We start from the raw sequence: 23020 nt of genomic DNA, 5'->3' as shown, positions 1-23020 counted from the left end.
ATAAGCTAGCTCCCTATGAATCACCGATCGGACAAAAAGGGAATCCCCTAAATTACAAATCTGCCAAAGTAGTGCTAACGTGTCGCTGAAGCTTCTTGGCTATTACTATAGGTGATTTCTGTACGCGAGAGTGTCTATTGCGATCACGATACAACAATAGCAATGGACATCGAATCAGCCATCTTATATACCAATATAATACCAATATGCGGTGAGTAGGTTAGTAATGCAGTTTGTTATCGGACTTATGTCTGGAACCTCGCGCGATGGTGTTGATGCCGCGCTTATCAAAACCGACGGTCTCAATGCGGTCGAATCTGTCGCCTTTCAGTTTGAGCCGTACCCCGAGAGCCTGAAAGCCGTGATTTCCGATGCATGCGATATTGCAATGGGCAGCAAGCAACCTTTAGCCAGCCCGGCGATAGACTATTGTGAAAAGTTGCTTGATGAACGGCATCTCGCAGTTAGCGAAGCCTTGCTCGCTAGGTCAGGCGTATCAGCGAATGAAATCGCTGCGATCGGGTTGCATGGCCATACAATTGCGCATCGTGCCGACTTGGGTTGGACCTGGCAAATTGGAAATCCTGCGTTTTTGGCGAACCAACTGAACATTCCGGTAATGTCCAATATGCGCAACTTTGATGTAATGTTCGGTGGCCAAGGGGCTCCTCTCATCCCCGTATTTCACCGTGCTCTGTTTGCAGATACTTCGCAGCCAGTGGCTGTGCTCAATCTTGGCGGGGTTGCAAACCTCACATTTATCGGCACAGACGGCGCGCTCCATGCGTTTGACTGCGGAATGGCGAGCGCTTTAATCGACGACTGGATGTCTCGAAAAACAAACTATCCGTTCGATGAAGGTGGTGAATTCGCAGCCAATGGGACGGTCGACCAAAAGGCATTGCACGCAATGCTCGACCATCCGTTCTTTTCTGCTTCGGTTCCAAAGTCGCTGGACCGTAAAGACTTTAGTCTAGATTTAGTTGACGGACTTTCAGCCAACGACGGCGCTGCCACCTTAACAGCATTTTCCGCCAAAGCCGTCGCCATGGGACTGAAACATTTCCCCGCCATGCCACAACGCTTGATTGTATGCGGCGGCGGACGCAAGAATGATACGATGATCCGAATGATCGAAACATACTGCGGAATCCCAACTGTGCTGACCGACGAACTCGGCAGGGATGGCGATGCAATTGAGGCGCAAGGATTTGCGTATCTTGCCTATCGTTGTCTACATAGATTGCCGATAACATATCCCGGCACCACCGGCGTCGCAGAGCCAATGTCCGGCGGAGTGCTAACAAAGCCCGACCAAATCTTAGCAGAAAAGGTATCAGCATGAACCTGTTTCTTGGAGTAGATGCCGGCGGCACTTCGAGCAAATCGAGATTGACTGACGAGCACGGCAATGTGCTGGGTTCGGGCAATGCGGGACCGGCGAATACGCGCATCGGTCTCGATAACCTCCATACCACGTTGCTTCACGTTTCAATGCAGGCAGTCCGCGCAGCCGGCTTGAGCGAGGAGGATGCGCGCAAAATCCGTTGCGGCATGGGTATTGCAGGCATTAACCGCATGGGAATGAAGCCCGAAATTCAGGCACTAGCTTTCCCGTTCGCGAACGTCCAGTTTACAAGCGATGCAATGATCGCCAATTTGGGTGCGCATAGGGGTGGTGACGGCGCCATTCTGATTATCGGAACAGGCAGCGTCAGTCTGGTTAAGCGAGGCGAAGACAGCTTCAGTATCGGTGGGTACGGGTTTCCGATATCCGACGAAGGGAGCGGCGCGGCGCTAGGTCTGAGTGCCATCAGGCATGCTTTGCGCGCTCTGGACGGCAGGACAAGGCCATCACCGTTGAGCCAGGCGGTAACAAAACAGTTCGATCATGCCATCCCGCGCGTAATCGCTTGGATGGATGACGCAGCGCCGGGCGATTACGCGCGCTTTGCTCCGCTGGTGATGGACTATGCCGACAATGGTGACGAAATCGCCTTGTCAATTGTTCGCGATGCGGCGCTGCATATCGAAAGATTTATCGAGACCATTATTTCACGCGGAGCACCACGATGCGTTTTGATGGGCGGACTTGCGGAACGGATGAAGCCCTGGCTGCGCGTGCGGATTGTTGCGCAACTGCAGGATGCTCTAGGTGATGCACTTGATGGCGCTTTGATACTTGCGGGCCGCCCTATTGGGTCCGAAGCATCTCGCCAGTAATCGCATAGCCTCCAGACAGCCAGTCAACGATCTCTCTCGCTGCCGGATGGTCGACGGAAGCATATTTCTGACGAACCTCAGCTAGCCTATCGGCAATGTCCGACAGGCCCCGGTCTTCTAGCAGATTGAGGTCTTCCTGAAGTAGGAGGGCGAAGTCGGTTCCGCAGACGGCAGTCGCTGCTTCGGCAAATGCCGCCGCGTAACTATATGCCTCCCCTCTGCGATAGCATAACGGCAAGGTCAGCGCCGGAACGCAGCTCAGTATCGGCTGCGATGCAGGATTGATTGCATGATGTGCGATATGGGATCCCATGGCTGAGGGACGGCCGGTGAATGCCCGCAGATGCAGATGGTTTGACATCCGTGGTCCGTCATTCACAGGATAATTATCCCAAATAGACGGCTTGCGGCCCAGTCGTTCCGCAACACTGACAAGATGACCGACGCCGAATTCGCGAGAGCATACTTCCTCACCGGTCCAGTAGACGGAAATAGCCGGGTCCAGAAGCTTTCCGAGCGTTTCCAGGTAAGCTTCCGGTCTTTGCCCGAAGACGCGGTCGAGCAAAGGATCGTCGGAATAATAGCTCGGGCACATGAAAAAGCGTGATGCTTTGCTGCACCCAATGGCGAAATCAATTATTTCGGCCTGTCGCTCGGCAAGATCGGCATAATCGCCACGCATGTCGTCAAACAGGATCACGAGATCGTCTATGCCAATCATATTGAGATAGGCGATCTTTGCCTTCAACGCATCCTTGGTCGTGCGGTCAAAATTGATATGCGCGCCATAAGGCGATAATCCGATACCTGACTTGACACGGTGGCTTGCGCAGTGCTCGACAAAGCGCCGAAGATTTTTCGTGTCCGCCTCGTCATGTATGTTACGCCAGTTGCGGCGCAGATGGCTGTCGATTTTGGGCGCGTAATGGAAGAATGCATAGCCTATAGGCGCGAGTCTGTTGATGACTTCAGCGCGATCTTCCCAACTCCACGCACGGCCAAAATAGCCCTCGATAACGCCCAGCTCGGGCATCATGCGTTTTTGCCCGCTATCCAGACATTCCTGACGTTGAGTCTGTCGTCGAGATGAACGAGATCTGCCCTAAATCCGGCGGCTATCTGACCGTGCGCGTGACCAAGTCCCAAAAATTCTGCAGGCGTGGCACTTGCCATTCGGGAAGCCGAACCGAGATCAGTCTGCATCAGTTGTACGCAATTTCTTACCGCGCTGGCCATATCGAGATCGGAGCCAGCGAGTGTGCCATCGCCGGAGCGCAACATACCTTCGCTGGCCGTTACATGGGTTTCACTCACTGTGAATTCCTTGATGGGAGAGCCGACGGTGGGCATCGCATCTGTGACAAGCATCAGTCCGTTACTACCCTTGGCACGATATGCTGCGCGCAGCGATGCGGGGTGGACATGATGTCCGTCAACGATGATTCCGCAGACGAGATCGCTGTCGAGACTGGCTCCCACGACGCCGGGCGCTCGGCTGTCCATCTGCGTCATCGCGTTGAACAGATGGGTGACGCCAGACAGACCTTCGTTGATCGCCCGCTTCATGTCATCATAAGTTGCCAGCGTATGCCCTGCAGCAACTATGACGCCACCTTTTACCAGCGCGGCGATGGCTCCTGGAGGCGCAAGCTCTGGCGCAAGCGTGACCAGCGTCCTTCCATATTGCAGGGAGGACAAAAGTGAGATCGCTTCGTCATCCAGTAGCCGGAATTTCTGGGAATCATGGATTCCGTGCTTGCCTGCATTGAGAAACGGGCCTTCGATATGTATTCCTACAATCCCCGGAACACCGGCCTTGATAGCATCATCGACGGCAGCGACAGCCTTGGCGATAACGTCAAGATCGTCACTGATCAATGTTGGCAACATCGCAGTCGTGCCGAATTTTCGATGCGCCTCGACGATGGCGGTTATGCCTTCAACGGTCGGCTGGTCGTTGAACAGGACGCCCCCGCCGCCGTTCACTTGCGTATCAATAAAACCGGGTAAAAGCATGCCACCGTCAAGTCTTTGCACTGACACATTGTCCGGCAAGGCATTTGCCGACACCAAAGCTTTGATGTTGCCATTGCTGACGATAAGCGCATGCTCTTCATGCCAAATATTGCCCGCAAGTATGCGCGCGCCCACCAAAGCCGTCATGGTCATGTCGTTTCGGTCACCTTTTGCAGCATGGGTGGGTGATCCGGATCATAGCCGCGCTTTACTGATATTGCATTCACCATGGCGTAAGAGCTCTGCACCATTGCAATAGGGGCGGTGACACTATTCAATCGTTCTGGAAGGCCAAGCATCACAGCCCCGTCAAATTGCTGACCGGCCACGGCAATCTTGGCATTGCGGCCGAGAAACTGATGGACGATTGCGTCGAGACCAACGGCTGCCTTGTCCAGCGGAGGAAATATCAACAGCGGAAATCCCGATTTTACCAGTGCCATCGGTCCGTGCACGACCTCGGCCATACTGAAAGCCTCAGCATGAATGCCGCTCGTTTCCTTGAATTTGAGCGCTGCCTCCTGCGCGACGCCAAGGGTCAGCCCGCGGCCAAGTACGAACATGCTCTGGGCATCGTCAAGAAGATCTGCACCTGCGGACCAATCTTTGGCCCAAGCTGTTCTCAGAGTTTCAGGGAGCCTTTCCACGGCTTCCTGCACCTCATTGTCGCCGCTCCAATGGCTCACAAGATGCGCGAATGCACATAATGTGTTTATGTAACTTTTGGTCGCTGCAACACTCTTCTCTGGTCCTGCATGCAACGGCACAACTATTTCGGCTAGGTCTGCGAGCGGTGAACTTGTGTCATTTACAAAAGCGATGACCAGCGCACCGGCTTTTCGCGCCGCATCGGCCGATAGTAACAAATCAGGGCTTTTTCCGGATTGCGAGATGAGAATGAACGGCTGATCCTTCATATGGAGAAGCGGCGCGCCATATATCGAACTGATCGATGGCGCCTGCGAAACGACGGGAATCCGAAGGCGCGTCTCGATCAGATATTTGGCATATGTCGCTGCATGATCGGAGCTTCCCCGCGCACATGTGAAGATGATTTGCGGATCGAGAGCACGCAACCTGTGCACTAAGTCGGCAATCAGCACAGCGTTAGACGCATATTGCAGGGCAGCAACTTCGCTGGATTGCGAGGCTTCTGCATACATTAATGTTCGGGTTGGGTCATTCATATAATACCTATATAATACCAATTTACGTGTCGATGCAACACTGCTATTGGCGAATATATGATCAGTCTTGCACAGTCCCTTGGCGACCAGTTCGGTTCCCGCCTTGTCACAGCCAGTTCGGCGCTGGCGCAATATGCCCAGAGCGAAGGTCTTCACGCCCACCAACCGCCGTCACTTGTTGCCCAGCCCGAAACAATCGATGAAGTGAAGCTGCTGGTGAAAAAGGCGGCAGAAGAAAACTACACGATTGTCGCCTATGGCGCAGGAACTTCACTTGAGGGCAATGCTGCGACAATAAATGCCGACACTCTTTGTATCGATTTCAGCCGAATGAACCGGATCGTTGAGGTCAGCGCAGCCGACCTGTTATGTCTTGTCGAGCCGGGCGTGACACGGGAACAGCTCAACGAAGATATTCGCGCGACTGGTTTGTTTTTTCCTGTCGATCCCGGTGCCAATGCCTCGCTTGGCGGCATGATTTCAACACGCGCTTCTGGAACAACGACCGTCCGTTATGGCAGCATGCGCGAGAATATACTCGGGCTGAAGGTGGTGACCGCCGATGGCAGCCTTATCACGACAGGAACGCGCGCCCGAAAATCAGCTTCCGGTTATGACCTAACGCACCTCTATACCGGCGCTGAAGGTACGCTTGGCCTGATCGTTGAGGCAAGTTTGCGCCTGCATGGCCAGCCTGAAAAGATCCTCGCGGCAACATGGGACTTTGGCACTATCGAGGGGGCGGTCGATACCGTCATCGCCACGATCCAGTCGGGCGTGCCCATCGCGCGAATGGAGTTGCTTGACGAAGCAGCAATTCGGGCCTGCAACCGACAAAGTGCTCTGGGGTTGCCCGAAAAGCCTATGCTGTTCCTCGAATTTCACGGATCAGACGCTGGCGTTGCCGACCAGTTGGACCTGGTTCGGCTAATGGGTGACAGCAATGGCGGCGGCAAGCTTCAGTTTGCAAGCGCGACCGAAGACCGGAATGCCTTGTGGAAGGCGCGCCATCAGGCGCTATGGGCTGCAAAAAATATGGTTCCCGGAGCGGTTGCATGGATCACCGATATTTGTGTGCCGATAAGCCATTTGAGCGATGCCATCACCCGCGCCAAAACTGCAATACAAGCATCCGGCCTGTTTGCTCCGATACTAGGTCATGTCGGTGACGGCAATTTCCATGTCTTCTTCATATTGCAGGCCGAGGATATGGCGAGTTGGGACAAGGCACGCATTATCAACGAGGCGATGATCGACCACGCGCTATCGGCAGGCGGCACCTGCACGGGCGAGCACGGGATCGGTTTGGGTAAAAGAGAGGCCATGCGCCGTGAGCATGGTGCGAACAGCGTTGCGACCATGCGGCAGATAAAAAATGCTCTGGACCCCTCAGGGCTGTTCAATCCCGGCAAGATCTTCCTAGATTAGGGCCAGGACCTAAACTTTGAGCACCCATCCACGCCGCTTCAGCCAAGGAAGGACGGCACAGGAAATCGCTGCTGCAATCAAGGCATAGAGCAGGGATGTAACCGGTGCTGGCAATCCGACGTTTGAAAGCTCTTGATAGGTTGCATCCCATATCGTTTCACCGTTCGGTAATTTGCGAACAATGATCGCGATCAACAAAGTGTGAACGACGTAGAGTGTCAGCGCTGCCTGGCCTAGACTTGCGGTCCACAGGGCAATCTTGTTCTCGCCGAGGATAGACCAAATCGATTTAAGCGATGCCCAGAATATTATCCCGATACCGCAAGTCGCAAGTGCGAAACTCGCCGTCCACAGATTCTTGTTCAATGGCAAAATAGGGGTCGATGCCAATCCTGCAGCCAAAATGATCACGCCTGCCAGCGCCAGGCGCGCATGGCTGACCTCATTCCCTTTGACCCATCGCATGATGCCGACGCCGATCAATCCATTGGCCGCAGCAGCCATCGTCGACAAGACACCTTCGGGCTCCCAGGTTTTCCGCAAGACCCTGCCAGGAATAAGGTTTTGATCGAGCCAGCCGCTTATCCCCTTGCCTGGTTCCATGCTGGCCGGCGCTCCAGTTGGCGTTCCTACCTTCAGTAGCATCCACGAATGAACAACAAGCAGCATTAAGGCGATAAGCATGGGTAGAGCGGCGCTGCGCCTGATGAATATGACCGCCGCGCAGACCAGATAAACGATTCCAATACGCTGCAATACGCCGCTCCAGCGGATCATGTTAGGGTCGAGTGTCGGCCTGATCAGCCAGCTCAAAGCAACGCCGATAATAAAAAGCAGAAATACCCTCCTGCAAATGGCTGTCCAGCTGACAGTGTAACCCGCCTTGTCCAGCGCCAGCGGGGCAGATAGTCCAACGATCAAAAGGAATATCGGAAAAACAAGATCGGCAAATGTCAGACCGTTCCATTCGGCGTGCCTGAGCGTCGCAAATGCGGCGTTTCCATTACCCTGAACGTTCACCAATATCATCAAAAGCACGTCCAGCCCACGAAAGCTGTCAAGCGATGGATCGCGACCAGAAACGGACTTGCTCACAATACTGCAAATGGCCCGCGCAGTTCGCTCACAAACTCATATCGTTCGCCGCGATAGGCAGAACGGGTAAGTTCGACCGGACGCCCATCTGCCCGTCGGGTAATTCGCTCGATGCGTAATATTTCTGTATTTTCAGGGATGGAGAGCAGCCTAGCCTCCGTTGGCCCCGCCAGTGCAGCCCGGATTTTCTGTTGCCCGGTTACAGGCCGGTTACCGTGCTGGTCGAGTGCCTGATAAAGCGAATTTCCCAGATGCGCCATATCCGGCAGCATTTCCGCAGGTACAACCGCATTCTCTATTGCCAGCGGTTCGCCGCCAGCCATTCGAACGCGGCTGAGCCGAGCCACGTCAGCTCCGTTCGGTAACTCGAGAATCCGCACTTCTTCTTCGGACGCAACAGCGATGACTTTCATCATCCAGATCGTGCCGGTTGCCTCTCCGCGTGCTTCAGCGTCTTCGCTGAAACTGCTCAGAAAGGAACCGGGAGCCTGAATACGGGGCGTTACATATGTTCCTGAGCCCTGACGTCTCGACAGTAGACCGTCTTCGATCAGCAGTTCGATTGCCTTACGCACGGTCACTCTTGACGCGCCGATGATCTTGCACAGGTCGCGCTCGGAGGGAAGCGCTTCACCCGCGCTGATGTCGCCATCCTCGATCTGCTGCCGCAATCGATGGGCAAGCTGCATATAGATGGGCGAATTGCGGTGTTCGCTTGTATGCGCAATGCCCGGCTTCATGATGGGTTCCTGTCCAATGTCTCTACCGCGTCGCGCAATATGCCACCATGTTCGCGCAGTAACTGAGCAGCAGCTGCCGGGTCTTTCCCAAGGGCAATAAGCACCGCAGTTTTTATATCGTTTTGGGCAAGAACTACGGCCTCCATCGCGACAGCTTCGCTGCAATTGCTCAAGGCCTTAACGATGCCGAACGCCCTGTTAAGAAGCTTATCATTGGAGATGACCATATCCACCATCAGGCCGCGATACACGCGGTCAAGCCGAAGCATGATGGCTGTAGACAATAGATTGAGAATAGCCTTTTGGGCGGTTCCAGCTTTCATTCGGGTCGACCCGGCGATGGCCTCGCTGCCGGTCGCCGCCAGCAAACCATATTGCGCTGCGCGAAGAAGGTCTGTCCCCGCATTATTGACTATCGCAATGGTCAGTGCACCTGCGTCATTTGCTGCATTCAGCGCCGCTATCGTAAAGGGTGTTCTGCCACTGGCCGCAACCCCGATTACGACATCGTCAGCGCTGACCGCGCATTCCCTAACCCGTGACCTTCCATCATCTGCATCGTCTTCCGCGCCTTCTGCGCTGTGGACGAGCGCATCAATGCCGCCTGCCATCAAATATAGGAGGCGCTCGCTCGGCCAGCCGAAGGTCGGGCCAAGTTCCACACCGTCCTGAACCGCAACCCGCCCCGAGGTTCCTGCGCCGACATATACAAGCCTTCCGCCGTTCTGCAGGCGCGCGGCGGCAGCTTCGGCAGCGGCAGATATCCGCTGTGTCTGGCTTTTAATCGAGGCGATGGCCGACATTTGACCCTCAAGCATAGCTTCAACAGCTTCGATCGTCGGCCAACTGTCGATATCCGAAAATCGCGGGTTAAGGCTCTCGGTATTAGGCATGTTCGATACTCTGTGTAACGGATTTCGATTGCGAGCCGATCAGGCAGACAGCGGTTGCAACAACGGTTCCAAGGCAGAGCTGCCACGGGAACGCTATAGTTTTCATGACTTGCGGCAGGCCCAAATTGTCAACGACATATCCCTGAAAAGCGAGAATGGTCACAAAGCCTGCTATCAGCGCTGCAATCACTGAAGTCGACGATCCGCGGCTGGTAAAGATCGCGGTAAAATAAACCCCAAGCAATCCCGAATAGGCGAACGCCATAACACCCAGTACAAATTCCAGCAACGGCAGACTACTGTAGCGCTGCCAATAATAGCACAGGATTGACATTGCAAACAGCGCCAGACCCAACAAAACTGTTGTCACGCGCCCTGCGAGAATGAAATGTCTTTCGCGATGCTCACCGCGACGCTCTTTCCATGGCCGATAGAAATCATTGATCAATACCGCCGCCATCGAGATCAATCCCGAATTTATGGCAGCGGCAGCGATAACGCCCACCGTCACAAGACCGCGAAGTCCAGGCGGAATCTCGCTCAATATGAAATGCATGAAGACCGTTATTTTTTCGCCTTGGAACGTCTGGATTACTTCACTTCCGTTCGATCCCATCAGATCGGGCCGCTCGTAAAAAATATGTAGCAAGGAGCCGATGACGAGGAACAGCAGGATGACAGGAATGGAGGCCCATACCGATGCATACAGCGCCCGGCTGCCATGCTTGGCACTGTCGCAGGCGAGTAAGCGTTGCGTGGTGTCCTGGTCGAGACCCGAATTGCCGATATTCAGCAGAACGAGCCCGGTAACAGCTGCAAAAATCGAAAAGGGTGCTGTAAAATTGAAAGACCAATCGATTATCTGCGTCTTGTCTCCGGATGGCGATACGGTCAGGCTGTTCACAATTTCCGGCAATGGAACGGGTATTTTGACCAGCAAAAAGATAAGAACCATGATGGCAGCGCCGACATACAGCACCACCTGCACCAGATCGCTCCATATTACGGAGTTTAATCCACCCATGAAGGTAAAGGCCAATCCGAATATGAGCAGCGTGAATGATGCGATGACGATATGCTGCGGCTCGACGTCAAGAAACATGATCATCGAGACCGCGATCGCCGCCAGATACAGTCTGGCACCACTCGCAAAAACACGGCCCAAAAGATACATGGCGCCCGCGGCCCGACGCGCGGTAACATCAAAGCGCTGCTCAAGGAGTTCGTAGACGGTCGTAGCCCCGATGGCATAAAATCGGGGTATTAAGATTTTTGCGACAAACCAGGCGGCAAGCAAAGCGCCGATGGTGCTGGTCAGATAAGTATAATTGCCGCGAAAACTATTGTCAGGCACTCCAAGGAATGTGGCTGCAGACTGGACGGTTGACAGCACGGACACCGCCACAAGCCAAGTCGGCGCATGATGACTTGCGAGGAAATAATCGTCAGCATTCTGCATATTGCGTTTGGTGGAAAAATATCCCGCCGCAGCAAGTATGCCAACATAACCAGCCAATATGCTCCAATCCAGTGCCGTGAACTGCAGTGGCGTCATTCGCCAAATCTCCCCATTTTCCGCAGCCTAAATGCCCGCAAGGCGAATGTCATGATGAATAGTGTTTTTGGCAGAACTGTAGAGGGACAGCATCGAAATGCCGCCCCCCTTCACGCGCTTATCTGCGGATCGTAAGCGAAAATCCGAACGTTCTGCCAAGCACGTCATATGTGTCGGGGAAAGTATTGAACGCTCCCGGGTTGACCGCAAGGGGCGGTTTCTTATCAAACATATTGTCGATGCCGAACGTCAACGACAAGCCTTTGATCGGCGGGCGCAGCGCGATGTTCAGATCGAAATAGTCGAACGCATCGATCTTGCCTACACTGCCTGCGGTGCTGTCTTTGACAGAACCGATCCGCTTCCAGCCGAATTGCACAGTGAGGGGCTCACTGTCCCAGGTAAAGGTCGCACGATGACGGTAATCGGGAGCGACCAGCGTTACGAGATCGGAGGAGCACCGCGAGCCGTAACGGCCTTTGCAGTCTACAGGGGTCAGGACCGCATTACGCTGAATCGTGTAATCGGCTACGAAACTACCCTGATAACCAATGTTCCATTTGTCTCCCGGCAAACCAAAGGGAACATCGAAGCCATATTTCAGATCGACATCAATCCCTTCCTGCTTAATCGAAGCCAGATTGCGGTCGTCGACAAATGCATTCTTGATAAATCCGGTAACGGGATCGCGTGTCACTGCCGCACATAGCGGATTGTCCGCGCTGGGATCAGTTACGTAACAACTTGTGATCGCATCAATCGGCTGGATCTGACCCACGGCATCGCGAATGCTGATCTTGTAATAGTCAACCGAGAGGTTGAGGCCCGCAATGAAGCTAGGCGTTAGCACGCCGCCGATTGTATACGTCTTGCCGCGTTCCGCTTGGATATTGGCGTTACCACCGAAGAAATATCCGCCGGTCAGATTGGCCGGATTGTTGGAATCATAAGCGCCTTTATAGCCCTGGGCAGTGCACTGGGTGACCGTCGCGGCGTTTGTGGCACCGACACAGGGGTCGCCCGCGTAACGAGGAAAGAGGCGCGCCACTGTCCTGAGGTTTGCAAACGGTATCGAGAATACCGGATTGGCAAACTCGCCGATATTCGCATCGCGGATAACGGTTTGGCGCGTTGCGCGAAACCGCAGATCGTCACTGACCGTCCAGTTAATACCGACCTTGTTGGTATCGTAACTACGGTCGGGTCCGACGGATTTTTCATACCATGAGCGGCGATACGCTCCTTCGACATTAAGCTGTTTGATCAAAGGTACATCCGACAACAACGGTACGACGAGTTCGCCGAACAGCTCGTTGACCTGGATGAACGGCGGGATCGGTGGAGCCGATTCCGCACCCTGATTAAACGATGTGCCAAGATTGGTACCGTAAGCAAAGCGCCCGGTTTCCTTGCGGAACTCATAGCCCGCTGTAAACCCGACCGGCCCTGCCCAGCCGTTGAAGAAATCGCTGGTGTCGCCCGCAATATAGGCCGAACCTACTTGCTGGGTACGCTTGCGGTCGCCAAAATCGAAATCTTGCAGCACGCTGGTAAAATTGCCGCCGGGACCGAAGATATCGGTTGTGTTCACAAGGCCGGCAAAGCTGGCTTTAAGGCCGTCACCCTTGACCGTTATAGACTCTTCCGAACGTCCATATTGATAATATGCATCCCAGCTGATTGCTGGCGTGATCTCGCCACGCAATCCGATCTGGGCCTGAATATTGTCCCGTTTGTTTTCTGCAAAGGTCGGCCCCAATTCGCCGAGAGAACGGCGGACGTTGACGTTGGCAAAGCCATTCACGAAAGTGAGTTGCGCGCGCGCCTGCGGGTCGAGGAATGGATTGGTCTGCGATATTTGTACGTTAATACCGGCTGTTCCAGTTGTGGGTGGATTCTGCCCCGAACGCGTGCCACCTTGGGTTTTGACGGTCGAATACATGACCCGGCCGTAAGTTTCGACGCCCTCGAAAAGATCATATTTGAAGAATGCGTTAGCATTGATACGCCGGAGCGGCTGCGAAAGCAGGAATAGCGGCGTGTAGTCGGTGGTCTGGGGCGTCAGCGTAAAGGCACCATTTGCGTCATATGAAAATGTACGTCCGCTCGCTATATCAGTGAAGTTGCCTCCGATCGGAAGTGTGGCCGCCCCGTTTCTTGCAAAGCTACGCTTACCCGCAAGCAGAGGGTCACGATCCGTATATTCTGCATAACCGACAATGCTCCCGCGATCGCCCAGCTTCATGCCGCCCATCAAGTGTGCGCTCTTTTGAGAAGCGCCGCCAGCAACGGCACGATAGTTGATGTTTGCCTGTAACCCTTCGAAATCGTCATTGATTATGAAGTTCACCACGCCTGCCACTGCATCAGCGCCATAGACCGCTGCTGCGCCACCTGTGAGAACATCGACGCGTTCCAGAAGCGGCGCGGGTATGGAGTTCACGTCAACCGCGTTGCGGAAGCTGAATGGGAGTGCGCGTGTTCCGTTGATCAGAACCAACGTCCGGTTCTGCCCTAGATTGCGCAGATCGAGAGTTTGTGCGCCAAAAGCGTCGCTGCCGACCGATGTCGAGTTCACACCGCCAGCAAGTTGCGGGATTTTGACCGAGATATCTTCGATTGTGACTGCGCGCTGCAGTTGGATCTGCTCGCCATCAAGCGTGCTGATCGGGCTAGTTGAAGAAAGGCCCGCACTCTTGATCCTCGTTCCTGTAACAACGATTCCGTCATCCACTTCTTCAGCGGAGACCGCATCCTGCGCGATTGCATTTGTTGATATAGCCGACGCAACCAGTCCAAGAAACGCGCAGCTGCCATAGAGTATCTTTGATGTTTTCCTTCTCACGCCCAAACTCCCTTCCCGTTATAGCTTTCGATCGAGTTGCCACGACGTAACGTGCCTGTAAAAATTATGCAATACCATTTTAATACCAATATCTTTGAATCAGCGATATGGCTGTGCGAACATTTGGCGCATCTGGGTATCGCACGTGGAAGGCTTTAACTCGCACGTTCGATAAACAGCGTCGTCTTATCATTTCGCGGTCCTGCGGACGTAAGATTACGTTAAAAGTTCCGGCAGACCGGTCAACCGACCGAACGCAAGTTAATGCCAGTAGCAAAGAATCTTTACCTATGCGGGTCGGTTTCTAACGATGCAATTGCGATAGGTGGAGCGCTAGTGTTCTCGCATTTTCAGAATCTATCAACTGCATGTGGGGGCCAATCCACTTAGGACAAAGCAGAGACATCGCGCCTTTGCAAAGCGATATCTACAGAGTGATGAAATTTGCGTCGTCAGGTTTGCCCTTCTTCCTGGAATCGGTTGTAACTCTATAGTTTGCTAAATTGGTGGAGCGTCTCAACTAAGGCGGGTCCTGCCAAACTCCTACGCAGAGGACTGGTTAACAAAGGTCCGCTTTCGGCGGGTCAACTTTTCCGCGGGAACGACTGCTATTTTAGCGTAATGAGAAACCCGCCGGAATGCGGCTAAGGAAAACTGCAACTCGGGCGCCTTAGCGAGCGCAGAACCGCGTTGGTTAAACCTCGGAAAGGCCGTATCGAACGAGGAGGCCGTTGACGACAAGCACTCCGGACGGAGTGTCGTCATAGCAATATCCATCTGCAAAGACTTACGTATAAGCCGTAAATAGCTATATGACTTATATCTAAGCCGTTTTCTTGACACCACCTTCATGTTGAGGTATGGTTCGCAAGGATAAAGAAAGGCATCCTTATGACTATCGAGCGCAGTAAATCCGTTCCCCGTTCCTATTCCCGCTACGGCAGGGAAGCCGTTGCTTTACTTGGCCAGCTCATTCGCATCCACCGGATCGAACGTAGACTTAGCATGGAAGAATTGGCCACGCGCGCCGGCGTGTCGCGCGACATGATGCGTCGTATCGAGCAGGGCGATCCGCGCTGCGGCATCGGCTTGGTATTCGAGGCCGCCACCATCGTTGGCGTCCCGCTCTTTGAAAGCGACCGAAACGGCCTCACCACGCTTCTCGTCGAACAAGAGGACAAACTTCGCCTGCTTCCAAAAGCCATCCATAAAGCGCGCAACGAGGTGAAAGATGACTTCTGAAAATCGTATCGAAGAGGCGTTCGTGTGGATTTAGCTTCCCGACGCAACCCAGCCCGTTGTCGCCGGACGGTTAGCGCGCGCGCAATGGGCGGCTGACCTTTAATTATGGCCAAAGTTATCTAGCACGCGCCGACGCGATCGCCATTTATGACCCCGAATTACCGCTGCGCGCCGGCGCCATCGAAACTCACAACAAGATGCTGCTACCCAGCAGCATCCGCGACGGCTCGCCCGACGCATGGGGGCGGCGCGTCATCATCAACCGCGTGACAGGCCTGAAGGGTGACGAAGCAGCGCAAATCGATCTGGACGAGTTAACCTACTTGCTGGAATCCGGCTCCGACCGCATCGGTATGCTCGACTTCCAGCGCTCACCGACCGACTATATACCGCGCCAACGCAAGAACGCCAAGCTTGCCGAACTTATGGAGTCTGCTGAGCGAGTCGAAAAAGGCGTGCACCTTACGCCCGAACTCGACCAGGCATTGCAGCATGGCTCGTCACTTGGGGGTGCCCGTCCCAAAGCGCTCATCGACGACGACGACAAGAAGTACATTGCGAAATTCTCGGCGACGACCGACCTTTACAATGTGGTGAAGGCCGAATTTGTAGCCATGCGTCTTGCGGAGCACGTCGGCCTTGCCGTTGCACCGGTCAAGCTCGCTAATGCGCTCGGCAAAGACGTATTGCTGATCGAACGTTTCGACCGCGTTTCTAGCGACGGAAGCTGGTTGCGTCGGGGCATTGTCTCGGCATTGACAATGTTCGACCTTGATGAAACGGAAGCGCGCTACGCAAGTTATGAGGAACTGGCGACCATCATCCGTCACCGCTTCGATGATCCTGTGGAAACACTAACCGAACTGTTTGCGCGCATCATATTCAATATATTGTGCGGCAATACCGATGATCATGCGCGCAACCATGCTGCATTTTGGGATGGAAAATCGCTTCGGCTAACTCCCGCCTATGATATATGCCCGCAGGGCCGGACGGACGGAGAGGCGACGCAAGCTATGTTTATCCTCGGCAACCGTCGTATGAGCCAATTGTCGCTATGCCTAGAAGCCGCGCCGGTATTTCTGCTTAGTGATGTGCGCGCGCGCGCCTTAATCGTGCAACAGATCACGCGCATCAAAGCCCAATGGACAGCGGTCTGCGACGAAGCGCAACTCGGCGAGGCCGAACGCGCCTTCTTATGGCGTCGGCAATTTCTCAACCCCTTCGCATTTGAGGGTTTGCCCGACAACTTTAAAACGGGTGATAGCCCCGAACTGCGTCTTCGCTAGACTTTGGCGATCAGTGTACCGAACGGGTTTCAGCCAACGCAGATTACTTGAACCATATAATCACACCGCTCACATGTTACGTTTACTGGGTGATCAAGGCTGAGCCACCCAATGCCAATTGGCCCTCCGTGCCGATGACTTAAGGCCGCATGTAAGTAGGTGGCCACCCAAAGCAGCCCTTCCGCATTCGGCCTAATTGTAGTCATAAATGTTCTGGCCTGAGTGCGTTAACGGACGGCAGCTATTAGGGACCCTGTTTGTTCATGCGAACGTCCGCAAAGTTAGCGGGAACCGCCGTTGAAGGGGCCGGCAGCTTCAACGTCGGCTTTTTAAGCTTCTCCCCTGAAATCTGCCTGTCCGGACACGACAACATTGCGGACATTTCCGGCGGCCAAGTCACATCCCGAAAGTGGACATTTGTCTGAGTCATACGGACAGGCCGAAATTGGGCCGGGAGCCGACTGCCTGCTTTCGGAACAACGGGGGCGCAAAGCGGAACTTCAGCAAATACCCAATTCGAGATGTTACCGGATCGAATGGCGACGCTCGAAAGCAGGCATGAGTTTTAATCGTAAGATCAAACGGACGAGCATTTTATCGTGATTAAATGTCACCAGATGCTATTGCCTACACATGCCGTCCCAGCCTAACCTCTACACCACCGATGAATCATTTGTCGCTGAAAATGATGCTCTTTTGGAAGCGGTCCGACACCTTATCGAACAGGCGCCAAGCGATCCCGCTTTGGCCTTTGACACCCTGCCTACATATCTGCCCGATACTGGTGCAGGCGAGCGGGAATTGTTGCCCGATCTCGCCGCGTTGGTGCTTGGCGGTGCTCATCGGCTTGATAACGAATTGTCCTTCGCGCACATGGACCCGCCAACACCGTGGCTGACGTGGGCGATGACGTTTTGGAACGCACGGCTAAATCAGAATCTCTTACATCCCGCAACCGCGCCAATGGCACGTAAAATCGAAGAACGCACCGTTGCGTGGCTTGCCCCATTTTTCGGGATGGACGGCGGTCACATGGTGCCAGGGTCAACGGTTGCAAACCTGACTGCGCTTTGGGCTGCACGCGAACTTCGAGGGGTTAATGAGGTCGTCGCCCCAGACACGGCGCATGTTTCGGTCGAGAAGTCGGCACGACTGCTTGGTTTACGTTTTCGGCCGCTGCCAACGGACGGTCAAGGCCGGCTCCTGCCTGACGCGGTTGCGGGATTAGATCGCGCCTGCCTCGTTCTCGTTGCAGGTGCTACATCGACCGGCGTTATCGATCCGTTACATTTGGCAGGCTCAGCAGCATGGACGCATGTTGACGCCGCATGGGCGGGGCCACTGCGCTTGAGTAAAAAATATGCCGGGACACTCGATGGAATCGAATTAGCGGACTCGGTGGCAGTTTCTGCGCACAAGTGGCTCTTTCAGCCTAAAGAATCTGCATTAGTTTTTTTTCGCGATGCGGCGATGGCGCATTCGGCGCTGTCCTTCGGCGGACCTTATCTCGCTGCGCCCAACATTGGTTTGTTGGGATCACATGGTGCGACAGCCGTGCCGCTTTTCGCGACATTATTGGCCTGGGGTCGCGATGGACTCGCGTCGCGACTTGACACTTGCATGGCGGCAGCAGAAAAATTTGCCGCCTTTGTCGAAGAAGACCCGCGACTAGAATTGCTTGGCCATCCTGAAACCGGCGTCGTTGTCTGGCGTCCACGTAACAAGACAGTTGACCAACTTTCGGCCGCATTGCCTGTCGGACTTGCTTCAAAAACGACAGTTGCAGGAACCCAATGGCTGAGATGTGTGGCAGCTAATCCATCTGCCGATGTCGATGCCATCATTGACGCCATTCAGACAGTAATTTGATCAAAACAAGGTCTGCTATTGGCAGGGTGTTTTTTTCAAAGACTGCCTGTCTGGACTCCACCCAGTTGTCGTCGTTCAGAAGGTGGTGACGGTCGCCTAAAAGCTGCCGCAGCGGAGATGATGGCACCAGTCTCATAATGATGACCTGAATTGGGCCGTAAGCGGTCTGTCTGCTTTGCAGCCCTAAACGGAACATTGCCGCCGCCCACTTCAGAAATAAATGGTATACCCAAGATATCCACTTGATGGCAAAAACGCACACTCGTTCGACAATTTTCAACTATTCTTGGGAGTCGGTTAACATGCGACGACATTGACTGCCAACCCACCTAGGCTAGTTTCCTTATACTTGGAGGACATATCCAGGCCGGTTTGGCGCATCGTTTCGATGACTTGATCGAGCGAAACTTTTGGTGTTTCGTGACTGTGCAGTGCCAAACGAGCAGCGTTGACTGCTTTCACCGCCCCGATGGCATTACGCTCAATACACGGTATCTGCACCAACCCGCCTACTGGATCGCAAGTCAGGCCAAGGTTATGCTCCATACCGATTTCAGCTGCAGAAGCCACTTGCTCGGGGGTGCCACCCCATACTGCTGCCAAACCAGCGGCAGCCATAGAGCAAGCGACGCCAACCTCACCCTGGCAACCCATTTCTGCGCCCGAGATAGACGCGCGCTGCTTGTATAGTAATCCTATGCCACCCGCCGTAAGAATGAACCGCCGTGCCATCTCCGGATCCCGCTCTTGCCCATTACAGTAGTGACGTATTAAGGCTGGGATGATCCCTGCTGCGCCGTTAGTCGGTGCCGTCACAACACGTCCGCCAGATGCATTTTCTTCGTTCACAGCCATGGCAAATACATTCAGCCAATCAAGTAACGCTTCACTTTCGTTCGGCCTTTGGCTCGCCTCAAGTTTGCGCCAAAGTCCAGGCGCTCTCCTTCGAACCTGTAATCCTCCAGGAAGCTCGCCCTCACTGCGTAGTCCCCGATCGATACAGCTGAGCATGGCTGACACGAGTGCATCGATACCTTCGTTAGTTTCCTTTGGTGACCGCCATGCTTCTTCATTGGCCAGAATAAGCGATGCGATATCCAATGAGGCATTTTGGCACGACGCCAAGAGCTGGGCCCCAGACGAGAAAGGATAAGTGACTGCACAGCTGCCCGTCACCAAGTCGGCTTGCGTGGGCGATTCAATCTGCGCAAGTGTCGCAATGAACCCACCACCGGTCGAGAAGTAGGTTTCGTCTGCAATCAGCGATTCAGTGCCGTACGCGCGGAGCCTCATCCCATTGGGATGCTGACGCGGCGTTATATGGCACGCAAGCTCGATGTCGTTCATCATGTCGAATTTTATTACATGCTTTCCCAGCAGCCTGAGCGTCCCGGCCTTCGGCTCAGCGAGAATTTTTTCCACGGCATCAGGATCTACGGTTTGTGGTTCTGCCCCAAGAAGTCCGAGCACACTGGCTATCGGCGAGCCATGACCTACTCCGGTCAAAGCTAGAGACCCCTGTAATTGAACATGTATCCGTGAAATTGATGACAACTTGCCTTGTTGATCTAACGTGGACACAAACCTTCGCGCAATTCTCATCGGACCGACAGTATGAGAACTCGATGGGCCAACGCCGATCCTGAAAAGGTCAAGTATTGAAATCATCGTTGAACCTTTATCTGACCGATAGATTTTGAGCTGTGATACATAATTAAACGACATCTAGAAAAATATCGTTGTGAGCTTCACGGCATAGTTTTAATTTTTCTGAGCCTCACACATTGGTGGAATTGGCATTGAAGTAAGCGCCGGGTTACCAACAAACATTTCATGCTCTTTCGTTTTTGACTGACCAATATCTATCTGCGCGACCATTTTCAGTCTCTTTTGGCACACCATATAAAAAGGGCGGAGCCTGAGCTCCGCCCTTTAAAATCAACCGTCGTCAAGTTGCTTAGAATTTGACGCTGCCACGAACACCCCACAGCCTAGGAGGGGCATAGCTCGCCTGAAGGTTGCCGCCGCCGCCATAAACGAAACGCGTGGCAGTTGCTTCATTAGTTAAATTCGTCACAAATCCTTGGATAGAATAACGATCATTATATTCCCAAGTCAGCCGAAGATCGACCTTGGCAAAAGAAGACTGCTGATCAAGAATGGAATTGATCGCCTGGCCGAAGAATGCGCCTGAGAAATTCACCTGTACATAAGGCGAGAGCTTTCCGGCACTGCCAAGATCAATATCATATTGAGCCGAAACTGAGCCTGCATATTCCGGTGAATGCGCAATTTTGTTTCCGCTCAAGTCACAACCATATGCTGCTCCAGGTTGTCCAGCACCACCCGTACCCGGAATTAGCCCACAATTGTAACCAACAGCGAACAAGCGCTTTTGACCAGCTGGAGCGATGGTGACGCCATTAACGATCGTTGCTGGTGCGGTTGCATCCGGCACCAAAATCGACGTTCCAAATGGCGCTGCAACTTGGTCATATTCGGTATACTCTGCATTGAGGTATGCAAAGCTGGCGTTAAGTGTCAACGCATCGACCGGTTTCCAGATTGCCTCAAGCTCCGCGCCGTAAGACCGAGCCTTGCCGCTATTTTCAATAATGGACAGCGTCGTATTGCCAACTGGAATTTGCCGCTGCTCCTGCAAACTAGCATAGCGGTTGTAGAAGGCTGAAAGGTTAAGCTGGACGCTGTTGTCTGCGAACCGGTTTTTCGAACCAATTTCAAACGCTGTTACAGTTTGTGGTGCAAAGGTTGAACGCCCGAGTGCTGCAGCAGCCTGACTGCCATTAAACCCGCCCGAACTGAAACCCGTGGATGCCGAGGCATATAACAAGCTGTCATCGGCGACTTGATAATCTAGCCCAACGCGCCAAGTGGCCTTTTTAAAGGTCGCGGCGTTAAACGTCGCCCCCACAAAACGCGTCGTATCTGCTGGCAAGCAACGGAAGCCGGGCTGAGGCGCAGGTAAAGTCGTGTAGGTACAATTAGTTGGCGCTCCTTGGACACCAAAGGAAGCGGCTGGAATATTGCCTGTACGCAGCGTGATTGCTGTACCCACAGGGGCACCGCCAACAAAGGGAAGCACCTCATTGGCATTGGCGAATTGGAAGTCCTTCTTATCGCGTGTATAACGGATGCCGCCGGTTAGCTTCAACTTTTCCGTGATGGCATAGCTGGCCTGCGCATAAGCCGCGAGTGACTCCGTCTCCGCACGAAACTCCTGATAAAAACCTCCGCTTTGGCGCACCGCGGGGGGCCGTGTGTCGCCAGGGACAACCTGAACGAATTGTTCATTTATAAAGGTGCCATTAAGCTTGTCCTTGAAGAAATAGGCACCAACCACATACTCAAGCGGTCCACTGCCATTGGAGACAAGTTGTAGCTCTTGGCTTAACGTCTTCGCCGAGGTGAACTGGTAATCCGCACCAATCTGGCTGCTCGAAAAATCAGTATCTTGCGTCCGCGTTGTTTCAAAATCCGAGTAACCAGTGATTGACTTCAACGTCACCGCACCAAAATCATAAGCGATATTGGACGACCAACCTGTGTTGCGCAGATCAAGCGCGCCGCGATACTCGTTGTTGATCAAGTACGGATTGCCTGCAGCAAACAAAGGAATGCCCTGGTCTGTCGGTAGCGGAGCATCGACAATACCATCGCGATTGCCACCGCGCGTATTCAGGATGACTGGTGTTGCGTTGAACAACTGCTGGTTCGAAGGCACATGAAAATAACTGCCAACAAGCTTATATCCGAATGCCGAGCCGCCATTGCCGCCCCGCCGTGCATAGTCGAATTTAAGCACGGCAGTGAGATTTTCAGTTGGCTGCAATCTGAGCGAAGCACGGACGTATTTATTATCGTCGTCAAACAGGTTTCCACCCGTTGGATTGACATTCTTCACAAATCCATCGGACTTTTCATATCCGCCGGCAAAACGAAGCGCCACGGTGTCGCTAAGCGGTGCATTTAAGTAACCGGATAGCCGAACCTGGCTGTTATCACCAATTGTCAGATCGGCGCCGCCGTAATATCCCGAGAAATCTGGGCGGGCTGAAACAATCGAAATGTTGCCGCCAAAGGTGTTGCGTCCATAAAGCGTTCCTTGCGGTCCACGCTGCACTTCAACGCGCTCTAGGTCGATGAAGCCCAAAGTCGCTTGCGATGCGCGCGACTGATAAATGCCATCGATGAACATGCCGATTGTTGTGTCAGCGTTGACATCGACGCTTTCTGTGCGAACCCCGCGAATTGCGGGCCGCGCGTCAACGCCGGATTTTCCAAAGGTGAAGCCAGGCACTAGGCCTTCAAGGCGAGAAACGTCATTCAGGCCCTTTTGTACAATTTGCTCTGCGCTAAAAGCCGAGACAGAGATTGGCACATCCTGCAAATTTTCTTCGCGGCGCTGGGCGGTAACAATGATTTCTTCAATGCCTGCGCCGTCGCTAGTTTCTTCTTGCGCATATGATGGCGTGCTAAGCAGCACTGCTGCTAGCGGCGCTGTTGTTGCTAAAAGGCGCATTTTTGAGATTTTCATTGCTTATCCCCTCCTTAAACGGTCACTTACTTATTTTTGAAAGATAAGATGAACTGCAAAAAGACTGCGAATGCAAGCGAAAA

The 23020-nt window shown here is 53.7% G+C and carries 17 protein-coding genes; 6 read left to right on the top strand and 11 right to left on the bottom strand.

Annotation, left to right across the window (positions count from 1 at the left end; genetic code table 11):
* The first annotated feature begins 226 nt into the window (after window positions 1-226).
* Together HEQ34_RS11820 and HEQ34_RS11815 are read left to right on the top strand one after the other, a co-directional pair.
* Window positions 227-1345 (top strand): anhydro-N-acetylmuramic acid kinase, encoded by a 1119-nt coding sequence (locus tag HEQ34_RS11820; protein WP_296200678.1) that lies wholly within the window; start codon window positions 227-229, stop codon window positions 1343-1345.
* Window positions 1342-2223, top strand: coding sequence for a BadF/BadG/BcrA/BcrD ATPase family protein (locus HEQ34_RS11815; protein WP_296200677.1), 882 nt, complete (start codon window positions 1342-1344; stop codon window positions 2221-2223). Before HEQ34_RS11820 ends, HEQ34_RS11815 begins: the two co-directional genes overlap by 4 nt.
* Here the strand turns inward: HEQ34_RS11815 and HEQ34_RS11810 are convergent.
* The 3 genes from HEQ34_RS11810 to HEQ34_RS11800 are packed head-to-tail and all read right to left on the bottom strand — an operon-like array spanning window position 2195 to window position 5426.
* Complete coding sequence (locus HEQ34_RS11810; protein WP_296200675.1) at window positions 2195-3259, bottom strand: beta-N-acetylglucosaminidase domain-containing protein; 1065 nt, start codon at window positions 3257-3259, stop codon at window positions 2195-2197. The two genes, HEQ34_RS11815 and HEQ34_RS11810, sit on opposite strands and share 29 nt — an antisense overlap.
* Complete coding sequence (nagA, locus tag HEQ34_RS11805; protein ID WP_296200672.1) at window positions 3256-4392, bottom strand: N-acetylglucosamine-6-phosphate deacetylase; 1137 nt, start codon at window positions 4390-4392, stop codon at window positions 3256-3258. The genes HEQ34_RS11810 and nagA overlap by 4 nt, the downstream gene beginning before the upstream one ends.
* Entirely contained in the window at window positions 4389-5426 is a 1038-nt protein-coding gene (locus HEQ34_RS11800; protein ID WP_296200670.1) for an SIS domain-containing protein, read from the bottom strand. Before HEQ34_RS11800 ends, nagA begins: the two co-directional genes overlap by 4 nt.
* A 57-nt stretch (window positions 5427-5483) precedes the next feature.
* On the opposite strand from HEQ34_RS11800, the gene HEQ34_RS11795 reads away from it, so the two are divergent.
* Window positions 5484-6854 carry an FAD-linked oxidase C-terminal domain-containing protein gene (locus tag HEQ34_RS11795; protein ID WP_296200669.1) on the top strand — a complete coding sequence of 457 codons (1371 nt, stop codon included), beginning with the start codon at window positions 5484-5486 and terminating at the stop codon, window positions 6852-6854.
* Between the two features lie 9 nt (window positions 6855-6863).
* Here the strand turns inward: HEQ34_RS11795 and HEQ34_RS11790 are convergent, their stop codons facing one another.
* The 5 genes from HEQ34_RS11790 to HEQ34_RS11770 form a co-directional block, all read right to left on the bottom strand.
* Window positions 6864-7949, bottom strand: a complete 1086-nt coding sequence (locus HEQ34_RS11790) for a heparan-alpha-glucosaminide N-acetyltransferase domain-containing protein (RefSeq protein ID WP_366934869.1) — start codon at window positions 7947-7949, stop codon at window positions 6864-6866.
* Window positions 7946-8689, bottom strand: a complete 744-nt coding sequence (locus tag HEQ34_RS11785; RefSeq protein ID WP_296200665.1) for a GntR family transcriptional regulator — start codon at window positions 8687-8689, stop codon at window positions 7946-7948. The genes HEQ34_RS11790 and HEQ34_RS11785 overlap by 4 nt, the downstream gene beginning before the upstream one ends.
* Entirely contained in the window at window positions 8686-9582 is an 897-nt protein-coding gene (locus tag HEQ34_RS11780) for an N-acetylmuramic acid 6-phosphate etherase (RefSeq protein WP_296200663.1), read from the bottom strand. Before HEQ34_RS11780 ends, HEQ34_RS11785 begins: the two co-directional genes overlap by 4 nt.
* Window positions 9575-11137, bottom strand: coding sequence for a sodium:solute symporter (locus HEQ34_RS11775; protein WP_296200661.1), 1563 nt, complete (start codon window positions 11135-11137; stop codon window positions 9575-9577). The genes HEQ34_RS11780 and HEQ34_RS11775 overlap by 8 nt, the downstream gene beginning before the upstream one ends.
* Before the next feature lie 118 nt (window positions 11138-11255).
* The gene (locus HEQ34_RS11770; RefSeq protein WP_296200659.1) at window positions 11256-13982 is read right to left on the bottom strand and encodes a TonB-dependent receptor plug domain-containing protein; all 2727 of its coding nucleotides are present in this window, start codon (window positions 13980-13982) and stop codon (window positions 11256-11258) included.
* An 891-nt stretch (window positions 13983-14873) separates the two neighbouring features.
* Here HEQ34_RS11770 and HEQ34_RS11765 point away from each other — a divergent pair.
* The 3 genes from HEQ34_RS11765 (at window position 14874) to HEQ34_RS11755 (ending at window position 18382) form a co-directional block, all read left to right on the top strand.
* The gene (locus tag HEQ34_RS11765; RefSeq protein ID WP_296200658.1) at window positions 14874-15224 is read left to right on the top strand and encodes a helix-turn-helix transcriptional regulator; all 351 of its coding nucleotides are present in this window, start codon (window positions 14874-14876) and stop codon (window positions 15222-15224) included.
* A 197-nt stretch (window positions 15225-15421) separates the two neighbouring features.
* The gene (locus tag HEQ34_RS11760) at window positions 15422-16513 is read left to right on the top strand and encodes a type II toxin-antitoxin system HipA family toxin (protein WP_296200655.1); all 1092 of its coding nucleotides are present in this window, start codon (window positions 15422-15424) and stop codon (window positions 16511-16513) included.
* Between the two features lie 633 nt (window positions 16514-17146).
* Window positions 17147-18382 (top strand): pyridoxal-dependent decarboxylase, encoded by a 1236-nt coding sequence (locus HEQ34_RS11755; RefSeq protein WP_296200651.1) that lies wholly within the window; start codon window positions 17147-17149, stop codon window positions 18380-18382.
* Here HEQ34_RS11755 and HEQ34_RS11750 read toward each other — a convergent pair.
* The 3 genes from HEQ34_RS11750 to HEQ34_RS11740 all read right to left on the bottom strand — a co-directional run bounded on the left by HEQ34_RS11750 (window position 18354) and on the right by HEQ34_RS11740 (window position 22937).
* The gene (locus HEQ34_RS11750; RefSeq protein ID WP_296200648.1) at window positions 18354-18662 is read right to left on the bottom strand and encodes a hypothetical protein; all 309 of its coding nucleotides are present in this window, start codon (window positions 18660-18662) and stop codon (window positions 18354-18356) included. The two genes, HEQ34_RS11755 and HEQ34_RS11750, sit on opposite strands and share 29 nt — an antisense overlap.
* 17 nt (window positions 18663-18679) lie before the next feature.
* A complete protein-coding gene (locus tag HEQ34_RS11745) occupies window positions 18680-20050 on the bottom strand; it encodes an L-serine ammonia-lyase (RefSeq protein WP_296200680.1) in 1371 nt (456 codons plus the stop codon).
* Window positions 20051-20339: 289 nt separating this feature from the next.
* Entirely contained in the window at window positions 20340-22937 is a 2598-nt protein-coding gene (locus tag HEQ34_RS11740; RefSeq protein WP_296200645.1) for a TonB-dependent receptor, read from the bottom strand.
* Window positions 22938-23020 lie beyond the last annotated feature (83 nt).

The sequence above is a fragment of the Sphingorhabdus sp. genome (assembly GCF_023910635.1).
GTDB lineage: Bacteria > Pseudomonadota > Alphaproteobacteria > Sphingomonadales > Sphingomonadaceae > Sphingorhabdus_B.
Note: the sequence above shows the minus strand (reverse complement) of the source record. Positions and strands in the feature narration are given on the sequence as shown.

Coding starts and splice junctions, on each gene's coding strand:
- HEQ34_RS11820 (WP_296200678.1), top strand. CDS start 227: ATGCAGTTTGTTATCGGACTTATGTCTGGAACCTCGCGCGATGGTGTT.
- HEQ34_RS11815 (WP_296200677.1), top strand. CDS start 1,342: ATGAACCTGTTTCTTGGAGTAGATGCCGGCGGCACTTCGAGCAAATCG.
- HEQ34_RS11810 (WP_296200675.1), bottom strand. CDS start 3,259: ATGATGCCCGAGCTGGGCGTTATCGAGGGCTATTTTGGCCGTGCGTGG.
- nagA (WP_296200672.1), bottom strand. CDS start 4,392: ATGACCATGACGGCTTTGGTGGGCGCGCGCATACTTGCGGGCAATATT.
- HEQ34_RS11800 (WP_296200670.1), bottom strand. CDS start 5,426: ATGAATGACCCAACCCGAACATTAATGTATGCAGAAGCCTCGCAATCC.
- HEQ34_RS11795 (WP_296200669.1), top strand. CDS start 5,484: ATGATCAGTCTTGCACAGTCCCTTGGCGACCAGTTCGGTTCCCGCCTT.
- HEQ34_RS11785 (WP_296200665.1), bottom strand. CDS start 8,689: ATGAAGCCGGGCATTGCGCATACAAGCGAACACCGCAATTCGCCCATC.
- HEQ34_RS11780 (WP_296200663.1), bottom strand. CDS start 9,582: ATGCCTAATACCGAGAGCCTTAACCCGCGATTTTCGGATATCGACAGT.
- HEQ34_RS11775 (WP_296200661.1), bottom strand. CDS start 11,137: ATGACGCCACTGCAGTTCACGGCACTGGATTGGAGCATATTGGCTGGT.
- HEQ34_RS11765 (WP_296200658.1), top strand. CDS start 14,874: ATGACTATCGAGCGCAGTAAATCCGTTCCCCGTTCCTATTCCCGCTAC.
- HEQ34_RS11760 (WP_296200655.1), top strand. CDS start 15,422: ATGCTGCTACCCAGCAGCATCCGCGACGGCTCGCCCGACGCATGGGGG.
- HEQ34_RS11755 (WP_296200651.1), top strand. CDS start 17,147: ATGCCGTCCCAGCCTAACCTCTACACCACCGATGAATCATTTGTCGCT.
- HEQ34_RS11745 (WP_296200680.1), bottom strand. CDS start 20,050: ATGATTTCAATACTTGACCTTTTCAGGATCGGCGTTGGCCCATCGAGT.
- HEQ34_RS11740 (WP_296200645.1), bottom strand. CDS start 22,937: ATGAAAATCTCAAAAATGCGCCTTTTAGCAACAACAGCGCCGCTAGCA.